The organism is Labrys sp. Lb11 (assembly GCF_057554225.1).
On the sequence record NZ_BAAJOT010000003.1, the window covers coordinates 463,791 to 480,506 of the forward strand.

Sequence of the window (16,716 nt, forward strand, 5' to 3'; positions counted from 1 at the left end):
ATGCCTGCCCTGCTCGCATGACGGGTGGGGAGGCGGTAGCCTGTGGGGGGCGAAGCAGCCAGTCTTCGCCGGCCACCGGCGCCCCCGAAGGGGCGACCGGGAAGCCGGCCCGATCGTCACGCGGATGGACGCGCAACCATGATCTCCCCCCTGACCCGCCGCTCGGCGCTCGCCCTCGCCGGCGGTGCCGGTCTCGCCGCCGTGACCGGCTTCGCCGGCCGCCGTCCGGCCCACGCCGGGAGCGGCCGAGCGCCGGTGACGCACGAGGTCTCGCTCATCGCCAACGAGCGCCCCTACACCCTGCCCGCCTTTCCGGCAAAGCCCCTGCCCTTCTGGCTCTACGGCGAGGCACCGTTTCCGATCATCCGCGTCACCAAGGGCGATCGGGTCCGCGCCACGCTCACCAACCGGCTGCCCGAGCACACCTCCATCCACTGGCACGGCCTGCGCATCGCCAACGGCATGGACGGCATCCCCTGGCTGACCCAGCCACCGACCCGGCCGGGCGAACACTTCGTCTATGATTTCATCCCGCCGGACGCCGGCACCTTCTTCTTCCATCCCCATTGCAACGAGGTCGGCCAGGTCGGCCGCGGGCTGGAAGGCCTGCTGATCGTCGACGACGAGAACGCCACCTACGCCGTCGACCATGTGCTTGCGGTGCGCGACTGGCGCATCGACGCGGAGAAACAGGACTTCCTGCCCTTCACCACCGAACAGGGCGCGGCCAAGGCCGGCACCTTCGGCGCGCTGCGCAGCGTCAACGGCCGGCGCCAGCCGGACTTCCCGGTGCCGGCCGGCGACTATGCCCGCATCCGCATCCTGGCCGTCGACCCGACCCGGATCATGGAGGTCGGCATCGAGGGCGCCGAGGCCGCCATCATCGCCGTCGACGGCTTTTCCGTCGGCCCGATGCCCCTGGAGAGCTGGCGCATGGGCATGGGCATGCGCCTCGACGTCGCCATCCGCCTGCGCGAGCCCGGCGCCACGGCGCGGCTGATCGACTATTTCAGCGCCGACCAGGTGACGCTCGCCACCTTCACCGCCACCGGCGAGGCCCGCACCACCGGCGAGTTCGCCCCGCCGGCGCTGCCGCCGCACGGCCTGCCCGAGCCGGATCTCGCCAACGCCCAGACCATCCCCTTCACCTTCTCCGCTTCGAGCGTCGCCGGCACGGTGCCCGATCCGATCGTGCTGCCGGACGGCCGGGTGTTCGATCCGACCGACAATCTGTGCCTGTCGAGCCGCACCTTCTGGGCGATCAACCGGCAGTCCTGGCCCGGCCACGGCGCCGCCGGCCTGCCGCAGCCGCTGGCGACGCTGCAGCGCGGGCGCACCTATATCTTCGAGCTCCTGAACACGACGCCGCACGTCCACCCCGTGCACACCCACGGCTTCGGCGCCAAGGTCCTGGAGTGCTCGCGCCTCGCCCGGCCGGTGCACCGCGCCGACACGGTGCTGCTCACCACCAAGGAGCGCATCCGCCTCGCCTTCGTCGCCGACAACCCGGGCGACTGGATGTTCCACTGCCATATCCTGGAGCACCTGGAGACCGGCATGATGGGCATCATCCGCGTGGCGTGATGCGGAACGGGACGATGCCGCGCGACGCGACCGACGCCCAAGCCCCCTCTCCCGACCGGGAGAGGGGTCTCGCGCCTTGCCTTGCCATCGTCTTGCTCCTCCTCGCCGCCCCGGCCCTCGCCGATCCGCTCGAGATCGCCATCGGCCAGAAACTGTTCAAGCGGCAATGGGTTTCGGCGCCGTCCTCGACCAAGGCCAATGACGGCCTCGGGCCGCTCTACACCGCCACGTCCTGCGCCGCCTGCCACCCCGGCGGCGGCGCCGGGACGACCCGCGTCGTCCGCTTCGGCAAGGGCGAGGGTGGCGATCCCGTCTACGGCCGCCAGCTTCAGCCCTTCGCCGTCACGGGACTGCAGGGCGAAGGGACGGCCGACATCGCCGATACCGCCGGCCGGCCGGCCGTGACGATCACCGGCCTGGCCTACGGACCGTTCGATCCGGCGACGCGCATCGGCCTGCGCCGCCCGCCGGCCCTGGCCGGGCTCGGCGCCATTGCGCGGCTGGGCGACGACGCCATCCTTGCCAACGAGGCGGTGGGCGGAGGCCGCGCCAGGCGCCTGCCGGACGGACGCATCGGCCGCTTCGGCTGGAAGGCGGCCGACGCCGACGTCGAAGGCCAGGTTTCCGCCGCCTTCTCTCTCGACATGGGACTGTCGACCGCCAGGCATCCCGATCCGTTCGGCGACTGCACGACGGCCCAGGCGCAATGCCGCGCCGCCCCCACCGGCTCGGACCACGGCGAGCCGGAAATCGCCGCTCCGATCCTGGCCGCCATATCGGCCTACGTCATGAGCCTGGAACCTCCGCCACCACGGGTCGAGGCGCCGGGAGCCGCCGCGTTCCGGAGCCTGGGCTGCGCCGCCTGCCACGTGCCGGTATTGGCCGATCGCCAGGGCCGCTCCGCCACCGTCTTCTCCGATCTCCTGCTGCACGAGATGGGTCCGGACCTCGACGACGGCGTGGCCGAGCCCGGCGTCGCCTCGTCGCAATGGCGCACCGCGCCGCTGATCGGGCTCGGCGCCCGGCTTGCGGCCGGCGCCGCCCTGTTGCATGACGGTCGCGCTGTCTCGCTCGCCGGCGCCGTCGCCGCACATGGCGGCGAGGCCGCCGCCGCCCGACGGGCCTACGATCAGGCCCCGCCGGGCGAGCGGGCGCTGCTGGAATCCTACCTGAAAGGCCTTTGACCGATGCGCTTGGATCTCCACAGGTTGAGACGCCGCCCGAACATCAGCGCTTCGCTACGGTCGTCCGTCGAACGCGCCCTTTCGACCGTCATGGCCGGGCTTGCTTCCATAGGCGCGACAACATGGCAGACCATGTCGCGCCCGAGAGAGGCGACGTCCTCCCAGCCGTCATGGCCGGGCTTGACCCGGCCATCCACGCGCACGCCAACGGCAGCAGGCTTGCCGCCCTCCTTGGCCCGTTCCCTCTTCTGCGCTGACAATGGTCGCGTGGATGGCCGGGTCAAGCCCGGCCATGACGGTCAGGTTGGTGCGCATGATCCCAAACAGTGCCTGATTTCGCACCACGCGGCAGTGGCCGCGCTCGCCGTCCTCACCCTCGTCGTGGCCTCTCCCGCCCTCGCCGACCCCGCGCAGGACCAGGCGGTGGCGAGCAACATCGCCTCCCGCTTCCTCGCGCCGAAATATGCCGCGCTCGCCGACGCCGCCGCGGCCGACGTGACGGCCTGGCGCGCCTATTGCGCCGCGCCGGACGAGGCCGGGCTGCCGGCGCTGCAGGCGGCGTACCGCAAGCTCGCCCTCGCCTTCGGTCAGGTCCAGGCCTTCCGCTTCGGCCCGATCGGCGACGGCACCACGGCCGAACGGCTTTATTTCTGGCCGGAACGCAAGAACGCCACCGCCAAGGGCCTGGCCGACCTGCTGGACGGCTCGGCGCCGATCACCGCCGAGCGGGTGGAGCGGGCGAGCGCCGCGGCGCAGGGCATTCCCGCCCTCGAACGTCTGGCCTTCGGCGACACGGGCGCGGCGCCGCCGGTCGCCGGCACGACCGACGCCGCCAGGCGCAGTTGCTCCGCCGGGGTGGCGATCGCCGCCAATGTCGCCGATATCACCCGGGCCGTCTCCACCGCCTGGAACACGCCGGGCACCGGCTATGCGGCGCGCCTGGCCAAGGGCGACCTCGATCCGGCCCTCGCGCCCTCGATGCAGCAAGCGGCCTCGACCCTGGTCACCGGCTTCATGACCGGCCTCGCCGTGATCCAGGACCAGAAGCTGGAGCCGATCCTGGGCGACAGCGCCGAGGAAGCCAAGCCTTCTGCGGCCGAAGCCCGGCGCTCCGGCCTCACCGTGCCGATGATCCTCGCCAACCTCCAGGGCCTGAAGGATTTCGTCGCCGCGCTCGAGGGGCCGATCACGCCGCTGCAGCGCAAGTCCTGGGAGGCCCTGATCGCCCGTCTGGAGAAACAGGCCCAGGCGCTGCAGCGGGACTTTCCCGACGGCGTGAACGACCCGGCGCGGCGCGCCGACGCCGAGGCGCTGCTGGAACGCATCAAGGGCGTGCGCGCCGTCCTGCGCGACGAGGTGCCGATCGCCCTCGGGCTGAAGCTCGGTTTCAACGGCCTCGACGGAGATTGAGGACCATGCCGACCCGCCGAGACATCCTCCGTACCGCCGCGGCGGCGGCCGCCGCCATGGTGGTCCGCCCCGCCCTCGCCGGCTCCATCGCGGCGCCGCAGGTGGTCGCGCCCTTCCTGGAGGACGGCCTCAGGCCCGGGCTCGGCCGCTGGAGCACCCATGCCGCGCCTGACGCCCGGATCGACCTGCCGGCGCGCGTGCATGCGGTGGCATTGCATCCCGACGCCCGCAGCTGCGTCGCCGTCGCCCGCCGGCCCGGCCGCTTCGGCGTCGCCGTCGACCTCGCGCGCTTTGAGCAGTCCGTCGCCTTCGAGAGCACGCCGGACCGGCATTTCTTCGGCCACGGCCTGTTCGCCGACGAGGGCGCGCTGTTCCTCACCACCGAGAACGACTACGAGGCCGGGCGCGGCGTCATCGGCGTGCGCGACGTCCGGCGCGGCTTCAAGCCGGTGGCGGAGTGGCCGAGCGGGGGCGTCGGCCCGCACGACCTCGTCATCGATGCCGGCGGGCGGACCGTCATCGTCGCCAATGGCGGCATCGACATGTCTCCGGACACCGGCCGGGCCAAGCTCAACGAGGAGACGATCGTATCCTCGATCGCCCGCATCGACATCGGCTCCGGACGGATCACCGGGCTCGCGCGGCTCGACGAGGACGTGGCTTCGCTCTCCATCCGCCACCTCGCCGTGCTGGCGGACGGCGCCGTCGCCTTCGGCTGCCAGGAGACGCTGCGCGACGGGCACGTCCGCCCGCTGGTCGGCAGCGCCGATGCAGGGGGGCGCATCCGCTGGTTCGAGGCTCCGCCGGGCGGCTGGGCCGACATGGCCGGCTATGTCGGCGGCGTCGCAGCCGACGAGACCGGACGCCTGGTCGCCGCCACCTCGCCGCTCGGCAGCCTATGCGGCGTCTGGGATGCGGCATCCGGACGCTGCCTCGCCGCCGTCCCGCTCGCCGACTGCTGCGCCGTCGCCGGTTTCGAGGACGGCTTCGTCATGACCGGCGGCCATGGCGGCATGGTGCGGATCGAACCCGGCGGCTCCGAACCTTTGCTGGAGGCCCGCGTCGGTTTCGACAATCACCTCGCGGTGGTTTGAGCACGGCGCCGCCGTGCTATGAGGGGCCGGCACAACCGCCGAGGTCCCGCATGTCCCGCCCCGTCCGCGTCGTCGAGAACCTGTTCATTCCCGTGCCGGGCGGCATCGATCTGGCGGCGCGCCTCTGGCTGCCGGAGGATGCGGAGGCGGCGCCGGTTCCCGCCATCCTGGAATATATCCCCTATCGCAAGCGCGACGGCACGCGCCGGCGCGACGAGGCAATGCATGGCTGGTTCGCGAGCCAGGGCTATGCCGCGATCCGCGTCGACCTGCCGGGTTCCGGCGACAGCGGCGGCCTGCTCGCCGACGAGTATGACGCCCATGAGCTGGACTGCGCCTGCGCCGTGATCGCCTGGCTGGCCGAACAGCCCTGGTGCGACGGCAAGGTCGGCATGATCGGCAAGAGCTGGGGCGGCTTCAACGCGCTGCAGGTCGCGGCGCGCCGGCCCCCGGCGCTGAAGGCGGTCATCTCGGCGTGCTCCACCGACGACCGCTATGCCGACGACGTTCACTTCATGGGCGGCGCCCTGCTCAACGACAATCTGTGGTGGGGCGCCGCCATGCTCGCCTGGCAGGCCCTGCCGCCGACGCCGGCTCTGGTGCCCGACTGGCGGGAGACTTGGCGCCGCCGCCTGGAGCACCTGCCCTTCTTCCCCGCGCTCTGGGCCGCGCACCAGCGCCGCGACGCCTATTGGCGGCACGGCTCGGTCTGCGAGGATTTCTCCGCCGTCGCCGTGCCGGTCTTCGCCGTCGGCGGCTGGGCCGACGCCTACAGCAACGCGGTGCCGCGGCTGCTCGAGCATCTCGACGGGCCGCGGCTCGGCCTGATCGGACCCTGGGCGCATTGCTACCCGCACGAGGGCCGCCCCGGCCCGGCCATCGGCTTCCTGCAGGAGGCCAGGCGCTGGTGGGATCATTGGCTGAAGGGCCTCGACACCGGCATCATGGCCGAGCCGATGCTGCGTGCCTGGGTGGCCGAACGCGCACCGCCGGCGACATCCGCACCGGACAGTGCCGGCCGCTGGGTGGGCGAAGCCTCCTGGCCCTCGCGCCTGATCGTCAAGCGGCCGATGTTCCTCTCGCCCGGCCAGCTCTGGTGGCGACCGGCGCTCACCGCCGACCTCGCCATCCGCTCGCCGCTCTGGGCCGGCATGACGGGGGGCGAATGGATGGGTTCCGGCCTGCCCGGCGAGGCGCCGGCCGACCAGCGCCTCGACGACGGCCTCGCCCTCGTCTTCGACTCCAAGGAGCTCGCCGACCGCATCGAGATCCTTGGCGCGCCGGAGCTGGTGCTCGAGCTCGCCGGCGACAGCGAGGCCGCGCAGATCTGCGTGCGCCTCTCCGACGTCGCGCCGGACGGCACCGCCACCCGCGTCTCCTGGCAGGTGCTGAACCTGAGCCACCGCACCGGCCATGCCGAGCCGACGCCGCTGGTGCCGGGCGAGTTCCAGATCGTGCGCATCCGGCTCAACGATTGCGGCCATGCCTTCCCGGCCGGCCACCGCATCCGCCTCTCGATCGCGACCGCGGCCTGGCCCGCCGTCTGGCCGGCCCGGGACGCGGCGACGCTGACCGTCCGCACCGGCGACAGCGCCCTGATCCTGCCGGCCCGCCGGCCGCGGCGCGAGGACGCGGCGATCCGCTTCGAGCCGCCGCTCGAGGGCCCGCCCGGCTCGGCGGCCGAACTCGCCCCGCCGCGGGCCGAGCGCCGCTTCGGGCTCGACCTCGTCAGCGGCGAGGCGACGATGGTGGTGGAGGGCGACGCCTTCGGCGCACCGCCGACCCGGTTCGAGGAGATCGGCACCGAGGTCTCCCATCACATCCGGCGCGAGTTCTCCATCCGCGACGGCGAGCCGGACAGCGCCCGCCAGCGCGTGACGCAGGCTTGCACGCTCACCTGCAAGGGCCGGCAGTTCCGCACCGAGGTCGAGGCCGAGATGACCGCGACGCGCGAGGCGTTCCGCCTCACGGGCATGGTACGCGCCTTCGAGGACGATCGCCTGTTCGCCGAGCGCCGCTGGGACGAAGTCCTCCCGCGCGACCACGTGTGACGGCCCTGCCCGCCCGACGCCTGCTCCGGCCGATGCGGGACGTGCCCGTTCCGGCCCGCGCCGCCTCATGCCCTCCCGCCCGCACATGCCGATCGCCGCCCCGCCCCATCCCGCAACGCTGACCCAGACCGGCTTCCCGCGCTTCTGGTGCTCGCGCGTGCTGTCGGCCGCCAGCTTCCAGATCGTCGGCGTGGTCATCGGCTGGCAGCTCTACGCCCTGACCGGCAGCGCCTTCGACCTCGGCCTGGTCGGCCTGTGCCAGTTCCTGCCGATGCTGGCGCTGACCATCCCGGCCGGACACGTCGCGGATCGGTACGACCGCCGCCACATCGTCGCCATCTGCCAGCGGGTGACGGCGACCGCGGCGGCCGGCCTTGCCGCCGCCTCGCTGACCGGCGCGCTGTCGCCGGCGGTGATCTTCTGCGCCGCCGCCCTGATCGGCACCTGCCGCACCTTCGAGAATCCCACCATGGCGGCGCACCTGCCGGGCGTGGTCGGCACGGCCCTGCTGCCGCGGGCCCTGGCCCTGTCGGCCTCGGCGATCCAGACGGCGACCATCCTCGGTCCGGCTCTCGGCGGCGCGCTCTTCCTTGCCGGGGCGGAGGCCGCCTATGTCGCCGTCGCGCTCTTCTATGCCCTCGCCAGCCTGCTCGTCCCGCCACGGACCGTGACGGCCCCGTCCGAGCAGCGCGAGCCCGCGACCATGACCACCCTCCTCTCGGGCTTCGTCTTCATCCGCGGCAAGCCGATCGTCCTTGGCGCCATCTCCCTCGACATGGTGGCCGTCCTGCTCGGCGGCGCCACCGCCTTGCTGCCGATCTATGCCCACGACATCCTGCAGACCAACTCGGTCGGCCTCGGCCTGCTGCGGGCGGCGCCGGCGGCCGGCGCGCTGGCGACCTCCCTGGTCCTGGCCCGCAGGCCCCCGCGCCGCCGGGTCGGCCGCACCATGTTCGCCGCCGTCGCCGCCTTCGGCCTCGCCACGGTGCTCTTCGGCCTGTCGACCTCCTTCCCGCTGTCTCTCGCCGCCCTTGCCGCCATGGGCGCCGCCGACGTCGTCAGCGTCGTCATCCGCTCGACCCTGGTGCAGCTGGAAACGCCGGATGCCATGCGCGGGCGGGTGAGCGCAGTGAACGCCATGTTCGTCGGCACCTCCAACCAGCTCGGCGAGTTCGAATCCGGCATGACCGCGGCCCTGATGGGAACCGTGCCGGCCGTGGTCTTCGGCGGCATCGGCACGATGCTGGTCGCCGTCCTATGGTCGCGCCTGTTCCCGGCCCTGCGCCGGGTCGACTCCATGCCGGGCTGACGGCGAGGCGGCCTGAGGGCTCGCATCCCCGAGCCGGGGAGCCCCGGCTCGGGGATGCGGTTCTACAGCTCCAGGATCGTCTCGAACCCGCCATAGATCATACGCTTGCCGTCGAAGGGCATGTTCGCCATATCGCCTTTCAGCCGCGGGTCCGCCATGACCTTGGCGTTGATGGCGTCCCGATCCTGGCGCGAGGCGTAGACGATCCACGAGAACACGACGACCTCGCCCTCCTGCGCCTGCACGGCACGCGGGAAGGAGGTGATCTCGCCGTAGGGAACGTCGTCGCCGATGCATTCCACGAAGGCGAGCGCGCCATACTCCTTCCAGATCGCGCCGGCCTTCTGCGCCATCGCCTTGTAGGCGTCGATGTTCTGCCGTGGCACGGCCAGAACGAAACCGTCGACATAGGACATGGTCATCTCCTCGGGTTGCGAACCATCGGAGGACGATCGGGCGGACAGCGGTCCGACAGGCGCGCCGATCTTTTTTCGGCCGGTCCGGCACGGACCATCCTCGTCGCGCCAGGAAGCGGCCATTCGAAGATAACCCGGGCCGGGCGCGGTGCTAGGATGGCGCCGTTGCCGGGGGAGCCGCGATGATCCGCCTTGCCGAGCCCAAGGACGTGCCCCAGATCGAGGCGCTGGTCTGCGAGGCCTTCTCCCTCTACCTCCCGCGCATGGACCGGCCGCCGGGCCCGATGCTGGACGACTATGCCGCCCATGTCGCCGCCGGCCGGGCCAGCGTGCTGACGCGGCGCAACCGCCTCGCCGGCGTGCTGGTCCTGGCGGCGGAGGCCGATCATCTCCTGCTCGACACCGTCGCCGTCGCGCCCCGCTTCCAGGGCCAGGGCATCGGCGGCCGCCTGATCGGCCATGCCGAGGCGCAGGCCCGCCGGCTCGGCCTGCCGGAGCTGCGCCTCTACACCAACGAGGCGATGACCGAGAACCTGCCGCTCTACCGCCATTTCGGCTTCGTCGAGACCCACCGGGCGGAGGAGAACGGTTATCGCCGGGTGTTCATGACCAAGCGGCTGTGAGGCAGGGGAGTTGCGGGCTCCGGAAGACCAGCGCGCCCCGCAATCCCGCCGGCGCCGACCGGCGGCTGCTCCGGAGGTGCAGGAAGGGGATCGTTCTCGACGGATCCGTAACTTGACGTTGCGCGAGGTCCTCCGCACAATTGCGGCCGAACGTCTGCATGGTCGTGCTTGCTTCCTGCCCCGTGGCGGAAAGGTTCAGCCAAAGGACACGCTGAAATCCGCCTTCAGGGGACCATCATGGCCACCGTCTACGGCACGCCCGGCAACGACTTCATCCATCGCACCGGTGACGGGCGCAAGCCGCCCGCCGGCTCCACCGAGATCCTCGGCGTCACCATCGGCGACGACACCATCGCCGGCGGCCTGGGCGACGACATCATCTTCGGCGACCGCGGCAATGACCGGCTCAGCGGCGGAGCCGGCAACGACATCCTGGACGGCGGCGCTGGCGCCGATACGATGACCGGCGGGGCCGGCGACGACATCTTCATCGTCGACAATTTCGGCGACACCGCGCTGGAAGCCCGCGGCGGCGGCATCGACACGGTGAGGAGCTCGATCCATCACCGCCTTGCGGCCGAGATCGAGAACCTCGTCCTGACCGGCACCGCCGCCCTCAAGGGAGTTGGCAACGCTCTGGATAACAAGATCACCGGCAACAGCGCCGCCAACACCCTGGACGGTGGCGCCGGCGCCGACACGCTGGCCGGCGGCGCGGGCGACGACACCTACATCGTCGACAATGTCGGAGACCGCGTGATCGAAGGCCTTGCCGGCGGCGTCGACACGGTGAAGAGCTCGATCTCCTATGCCCTCGCCGCCAATGTCGAGAACCTGACGCTGCTCGGCTCGGCTAACATTAACGGCACCGGCAACAGGCTCGACAATGTCCTGATCGGCAATGCCGGCGCCAACATCCTCGACGGCCGCGGCGGGGCGGACACGATGACGGGAGGCGCCGGCAACGATACCTATATCGTCGACAATGTAGGAGACGCCGTCGTCGAAGCGGCCGGGGGCGGTACGGACACGGTGCAAAGCGCCATCACCCATACGCTCTCCGCTCATGTCGAGAACCTGACCTTGCGCGGCAGCGCCGCCATCGATGGTACCGGCAATGAGCTGGACAACGTCATCGTCGGCAATTCAGGCGCCAATCGGCTGGATGGCGGAACGGGCGCCGACGCGATGACCGGTGGAGCCGGCGACGATATCTTCATCGTCGACAATGTCGGTGATAGAACGATCGAGGCGGCCGCCCTTGGCATCGACACCGTGCTGAGTTCTGTCTCACTCACCCTGGCGGACAATATCGAGAACCTGACTCTGACTGGCGCTCTGACCAACAGCGGCATCGGCAACGCCCTCGACAATGTCATCATCGGCAATGGGAGCGACAACACCCTCTCCGGTGCGGATGGCAATGATACGCTGGACGGTGGCGAGGGAAATGACCGACTGTCTGGCAGCATCGGTCTCGATCAGGTCAACGGCGGCGCTGGCGACGACACGCTCGTCGTCAACTCAGGCGAAGTCGTTGCCGGCGAGATCTACGATGGCGGCTCGGGCAACGACACGCTCGACGGCACCGGCGCACAGGGATGGACCGATCTTACCAACGTCACGCTGACTGGCCTGGAAAACCTCATCGGCTTCCGGTCGGCCTGGCCCTGGCCGAGCTTCCCCAGCCTGTTCCTCACTGCGGCCCAGCTCGATGCCTTCACCGGGACGATTTCGACCGGATCAATCGTATTGTCTGGGGCCGGCGCCGTCGATCTTTCCGATGCGGACGTCTTTACCAGCTCATTCATGTTGTCCGATTCCGGCAACAGCCTCACGCTCAGAGACAAGGGGCTTGCAGAGTATACGGTTGATGGCGGCGAGGGCGCCGATACCATCACGCTGATCGGGGGCACTTCCGGTGGTGAGTTCTATGGCCGCGGCGGGGACGACACGTTGACCGGCAACGCGGGGAGTGACAGTCTCGTTGGCGATGACGGCGCCGACACCCTGGTCGGCATGGGCGGTGACGACCGGCTCGACGGCGGCGAAGGCGACGACACGCTGAGCGGCGGCGGCGGTAATGATTCGCTGGGCGGCGCTGGCGGCCTGGACAACATCCGCGGCGAGAGTGGGGACGATCGTCTCTATGTCCAGCGGACGAGCGATATCGTCAACGGCGAGGCCTATGACGGCGGCGCGGGAAACGACACGCTCAGCGGGTATGATGGTGTCGTCGCCGATTTCACCCGGGTCGCGCTGAAGGGCCTGGAGAACCTGGTCGGCTTTGAACGCGTGACACTGACGGCCGCCCAGCTCGATGCCTTCACGGGATCGATCGATGTCCCGGAAGTGACCTTGGTCGGAGGCGGCGCCGTCGATATCGCGGATGCCGATATCGGCCAGGGCATTTTCAATCTCTCCAATGCCGGCAATCACTTGACGCTCGGCGGCGGCGTGGACGGGCCTGTTACGGTGAACGGCGGCCTCGCTGCCGACGTTGTCACGGTGATCGGCTCCGCCTTACACGGCGTGACGCTTCATGGCGGCGGCGGTGCCGACACACTGACCGGTGGCGGGGGAGACGATCATCTGCTCGGTGGTACGGGCAAGGACGTCGTCAGCGGTGGAGCAGGCAACGACACGCTGTCGATCAATTCGGTCGAAGACATCGCCGCCGGCGAAATCTATGACGGCGGCGACGGAAACGACACTTTGACTGGGTGGGGCTCGGGCAAGGTCACCGATTTTAGTCGCGTGACGCTGACGGGACTGGAGAATCTGGACGGGTTCTATGATCTCGGCGTGAGGCTGACGGCCGCCCAGCTCGATGGATTCACGGGCAAGATCTCGACGTCCTTGATCACGCTGGTCGGCGCTGGCGCCGTCGACATCTCTGATGCCGATTTGCGAGCCGCCTGGATCCGCCTGTCCGAAGCCGGCAACAGCCTGAGGGTGAGGGATGCGGGCTTTGACGAGATCGACGTCACCGGTGGTGGCGGAGCCGACACCATCACCGTCGTCGGCGGCATTCCCAACGATGACTCATCTCTCTATGGCGCCACACTCGACGGCCGCGGCGGCAACGACATCCTGAGCGGCGGCGACAGCGACGATTGGCTGGCCGGCGGCGCCGATATCGACGCTGTTCACGGCGGTGATGGAAACGACACCCTCTGGATCGAACGCGGCACCGATATCATCGCCGGCGAAACCTACGACGGCGGCGACGGCCGAGACATGTTGAACGGATATCATGTCACCTCGGCGGACCTCAGTGGCGTGAACCTCGTCGGGATCGAAGACATATCGGGCTTCAGGAGCGGGCTGGCACTGACCGCCGCCCAACTCGACGGGCTGACCGGGGTCATCGAAACCGGCACCATAACCCTGACCGGAGCCGGTGCTGTCGATATTTCGGATGCCGAAGTTCACACCGCTACATTCAACCTGTCCAAGTCCGGCAACAGCCTGATCCTCAACGACCAGGGATTCGGCTACGGCCCGTATAAGGTGAACGGTGGCGAAGCAGCCGATGTCGTGAGCATCGTCGGTGGCTTCGTCGGAGCGGTGCTCAATGGCAATGGCGGTGCGGACAATCTGAGTGGCGGCAGCGCGGACGACGTTCTGAACGGCGGCGCCGGCAATGACACGATCCGCGGCGGCGGCGGCAGCGACGACCTCGTCGGCGAGGCCGGCAACGACGTGCTGGCCGGCGGCTTCGGTGCCGACACGCTGACGGGGGGTGCTGGCTCCGACCGCCTGACAGGCGGAGCCGGAGCCGATCAGTTCGTGTTTACCGAGACGTCCAGCCTCGTCGACGTCATCACGGATTTCAGCGGCCAGACGAATTTCGCGGGTGTCAGCGGCGACGGCGATGTCCTGACCCTCAAGGGGTTGACCGGCGTTTTCGAATATCGCGGCAGCCAGGCCTTCACGGCATCGGGAAATACCGAGGCCCGCGTCGTCGGCGACCGGGTTCTGATCGACACGGACGGCAACGGAACTGCGAACATCACGATCGCGATGACGGGTCTGACCAACCCGGCGCATCTCAGCGCCGCGGACTTCCTCTTCGTATGAACCGGCACGAGTGCCAGCACGCGGCGGACGAGGCCACGTCGAAACGGCAGGCACATTGAGCGCCCTTGCCTTGGGAGACTGTCATGGCGACCATCACCGGCACATCCGGGAACGACTTCATTCACCGGGCGGGAGACGGACGGGTCCCGGCTGAGGGAGAGATCGAGGTCGTCGGCGTCACCACGGGCAACGACATCGTCAGCGGCGCCGGCGGGGACGACGCCTTGTTCGGAGACGACGGCGACGACCGTTTGAATGGCGACGAGGGCAACGACTTCCTCTCCGGCGGCGCTGGCAGGGACGTTGTTCACGGCGGGACCGGCAATGACACGCTGTGGATCAGGGATGCGCGCGATCTCGTTGCCGGCGAGACTTATGACGGCGGCGACGGCATCGACACACTGGACGGCCGTCGTGTCGCCGCAGCAATCGACCTCAGTGACGTGGCCCTGACCCGCCTGGAAGCCCTGATCGGCTTCGATCAAGGCGTGAGCTTGACGGCGGCCCAGCTCAACGGCTTCAAGACGACGGTAGAGACAGGGGTCGTGACGCTGTCGGGTGCCGGCGCCGTCAATATTTCCGATGCGGATGTCCGCACTCGCACATTCAATCTCTCCAACCTCGGCAACGCTCTCATCCTGAGAGACCAGGATTTCTTCGAGTACTCGCAAGACTACACCGTGAACGGCGGTCAGTCCGCCGACACCGTCACCATTATCGGTGGTGTGTCCGGAACCTACGGTTCGGAACTCCACGGCAATGGTGGCGACGACGTGCTGAGCGGCGGCCGTGCCATGGATACTCTCGACGGCGGCAGCGGCGATGACACGCTCAACGGCGGTCTCGGCAATGATTCGCTGATCGGTGGAGCCGGCAGAGATGCAGTTCATGGCGGGGCCGGCAACGACGAAATCGACATCAAGCTCTCCAGCCATGTCGTCGCCGGCGAAATCTACGACGGCGGTGCCGGTACCGACATGCTGAGCGGCTATTTCGGGGGCTCGACGACCGATCTCAGCAACGTGACCCTGCTCGGGCTCGAAAGTATCACCGGTTTCGCGGCCGGATTGCGACTGACGGCGGCGCAGCTCGACGGGTTCAATGGCCGGATCAGCACCGGAGCCATAAGCTTGACCGGAGCTGGTGCCGTCGACATCTCGGATGCCGTGGTGAGCACCCGGATATTCAACCTCTCCAGCGCCGGCAACAGCCTCACCCTTTACGACAGCACCGGAGGTTATACGATCAATGGCGGTAGGAATTCCGATACCGTTACCATCATCGGCGGTACGCATTACTATGGCGTGACTCTGTACGGCAACGGCGGTGACGACACGCTGAACGGCGGCAAGGGGGATGACAAGCTGGATGGCGGCTCCGGCGCCGACAGGCTGAACGGCGGCAGCGACGGCGACGTGCTGACAGGCGGTGCCGGCGCGGATATCGTCAATGGTGGAGCGGGGGCCGACACGCTGGTGATCAGCCGCGTCAGCGATATCGTCAGCGGCGAGATCTATGATGGGGGCGATGGCCTTGAAGACACGCTGGACGGACGCGACCTCGGTGCTTCGGCCGATATCAACCGCGTTACCCTGGTGGGCGTGGAAAATCTGAGGGGCTTCAAGGACGGGGTGGCGCTGACGGCTTCCCAGCTCAGCGGGTTCACCGGCTCCGTCGATACCGGGACCATCTCCATAAGGGGCGCCGGCACCATCGATCTATCGCACAGCCATACCTTCACCGATCGATACGTTCTCTCGAACTTGGGTAACACGATTGCGATCAACAGCTGGTACGGTACCTACACCGTCATCGGCGGCCTCGCAGCCGACACGATCTCCATCGGCGGCTCCTCGCCGTATTATGGCGCCACTTTCTACGGCAATGGCGGCGGCGACACGCTCAACGGCGGCGGGGGAGCCGACGCCCTCTATGGCGGAGCCGGTGCGGACATATTGAACGGAAACGGCGGGCGGGACACGCTGGACGGCGGCGACGGCAATGACGTGCTGAGCGGCGGCACTGGCAGCGACATCATCAATGGCGGCGCTGGAAACGACAGACTCGTCATCCAGTCCGCAGGTGACCTCGGCAACGAGGAATCCTATGACGGCGGTGTCGGCGTCGACACACTGGATGGAACCGCTGTGGCTTCGGCGGTTGACTTGCGCGACATAACACTGCGGGATCTGGAAAATCTGACCGGCTTCGAGCGCGGCGTGACGATGACGGCAGCGCAACTCGACCGTTTCACCGGCACGATCTCCACCGGCACGATCACCCTGACGGGAAGCGGCAGCGTCGATATCTCAGACGCCCGCACCTCCACCGGCACGTTCCGTCTTTCCGACGGCGGAAACAGCCTGACGCTCAGCGACAGCGGTTTGGCTGCTCTCACCGTGCATGGCGGCAGCGCCGCCGATATCGTGACGGTCGTCGGAGGCTCTCGCGGCGCCACGCTCAACGGCAATGGCGGCGTTGATGTGCTCAGTGGCGGAAACGCCGGCGACATCCTCAACGGCGGCGCCGACGCCGACACACTGAGCGGCGGCGGCGGCAATGATACCCTGATCGGCGAGGCAGGCACCGACGTGCTGCGTGGCGGCAGCGGCGCCGATACGCTGACCGGTGGCTCCGGGGCGGACAGGTTCGTCTTCGCGGGAGTGTTCGGCGGCATCGACACTGTAACCGACTTCAGCGGCCGAACGAGATTCGGTGGCGGCACCGGGGAGGGCGACGTCCTGTCTTTCGAAGGCGTGCTGCACGGCGCCTTCGAATACCGCGGCGGCCAGGTCTTCACGGCCTCCGGTCACACCCAGGCCCGCGTCGTCGGTAATCAGGTTCTGGTCGATGCGGACGGCGACGGCGCGTCCGATATCACGGTCGTGCTGACGGGCCTGACAAGCGCAGCCCAACTACAGGCGGCGGATTTTCTGTTCGCATGAGCAGCGGGCAGGGATCC

10 protein-coding genes are annotated in these 16,716 nt (G+C 69.2%); 9 read left to right on the forward strand and 1 reads right to left on the reverse strand.

The window, feature by feature from the left end; translation table 11 throughout:
- Positions 1-138: 138 nt before the first annotated feature.
- The 6 genes from AC27L4_RS11985 (at position 139) to AC27L4_RS12010 (ending at position 8,632) form a co-directional block, all read left to right on the forward strand.
- Positions 139-1,584, forward strand: a complete 1,446-nt coding sequence (locus tag AC27L4_RS11985) for a multicopper oxidase family protein (RefSeq protein WP_487142369.1) — start codon at positions 139-141, stop codon at positions 1,582-1,584.
- Positions 1,585-1,598: 14 nt separating this feature from the next.
- Positions 1,599-2,768 carry a di-heme oxidoredictase family protein gene (locus tag AC27L4_RS11990; RefSeq protein WP_487142370.1) on the forward strand — a complete coding sequence of 390 codons (1,170 nt, stop codon included), beginning with the start codon at positions 1,599-1,601 and terminating at the stop codon, positions 2,766-2,768.
- Between the two features lie 351 nt (positions 2,769-3,119).
- Entirely contained in the window at positions 3,120-4,178 is a 1,059-nt protein-coding gene (locus AC27L4_RS11995) for an imelysin family protein (RefSeq protein ID WP_487142371.1), read from the forward strand.
- Positions 4,179-4,183: 5 nt separating this feature from the next.
- Positions 4,184-5,272 carry a DUF1513 domain-containing protein gene (locus tag AC27L4_RS12000; protein WP_487142372.1) on the forward strand — a complete coding sequence of 363 codons (1,089 nt, stop codon included), beginning with the start codon at positions 4,184-4,186 and terminating at the stop codon, positions 5,270-5,272.
- 50 nt (positions 5,273-5,322) lie between these two features.
- Complete coding sequence (locus AC27L4_RS12005) at positions 5,323-7,323, forward strand: CocE/NonD family hydrolase (protein ID WP_487142373.1); 2,001 nt, start codon at positions 5,323-5,325, stop codon at positions 7,321-7,323.
- An 85-nt stretch (positions 7,324-7,408) separates the two neighbouring features.
- Positions 7,409-8,632: an MFS transporter gene (locus AC27L4_RS12010; RefSeq protein WP_487142931.1), complete on the forward strand. Its 1,224-nt coding sequence runs from the start codon at positions 7,409-7,411 to the stop codon at positions 8,630-8,632.
- Between the two features lie 62 nt (positions 8,633-8,694).
- Here the strand turns inward: AC27L4_RS12010 and AC27L4_RS12015 are convergent, their stop codons facing one another.
- The gene (locus tag AC27L4_RS12015; RefSeq protein WP_487142374.1) at positions 8,695-9,048 is read right to left on the reverse strand and encodes a DUF1428 domain-containing protein; all 354 of its coding nucleotides are present in this window, start codon (positions 9,046-9,048) and stop codon (positions 8,695-8,697) included.
- Between the two features lie 182 nt (positions 9,049-9,230).
- Here AC27L4_RS12015 and AC27L4_RS12020 point away from each other — a divergent pair, with 182 nt between their 5' ends.
- The 3 genes from AC27L4_RS12020 to AC27L4_RS12030 all read left to right on the forward strand — a co-directional run bounded on the left by AC27L4_RS12020 (position 9,231) and on the right by AC27L4_RS12030 (position 16,699).
- Entirely contained in the window at positions 9,231-9,671 is a 441-nt protein-coding gene (locus AC27L4_RS12020) for a GNAT family N-acetyltransferase (protein WP_487142375.1), read from the forward strand.
- A gap of 237 nt (positions 9,672-9,908) precedes the next feature.
- Complete coding sequence (locus AC27L4_RS12025) at positions 9,909-13,754, forward strand: beta strand repeat-containing protein (protein WP_487142376.1); 3,846 nt, start codon at positions 9,909-9,911, stop codon at positions 13,752-13,754.
- Between the two features lie 83 nt (positions 13,755-13,837).
- Positions 13,838-16,699, forward strand: coding sequence for a beta strand repeat-containing protein (locus tag AC27L4_RS12030; protein ID WP_487142377.1), 2,862 nt, complete (start codon positions 13,838-13,840; stop codon positions 16,697-16,699).
- The last annotated feature ends 17 nt before the right edge of the window (positions 16,700-16,716 follow it).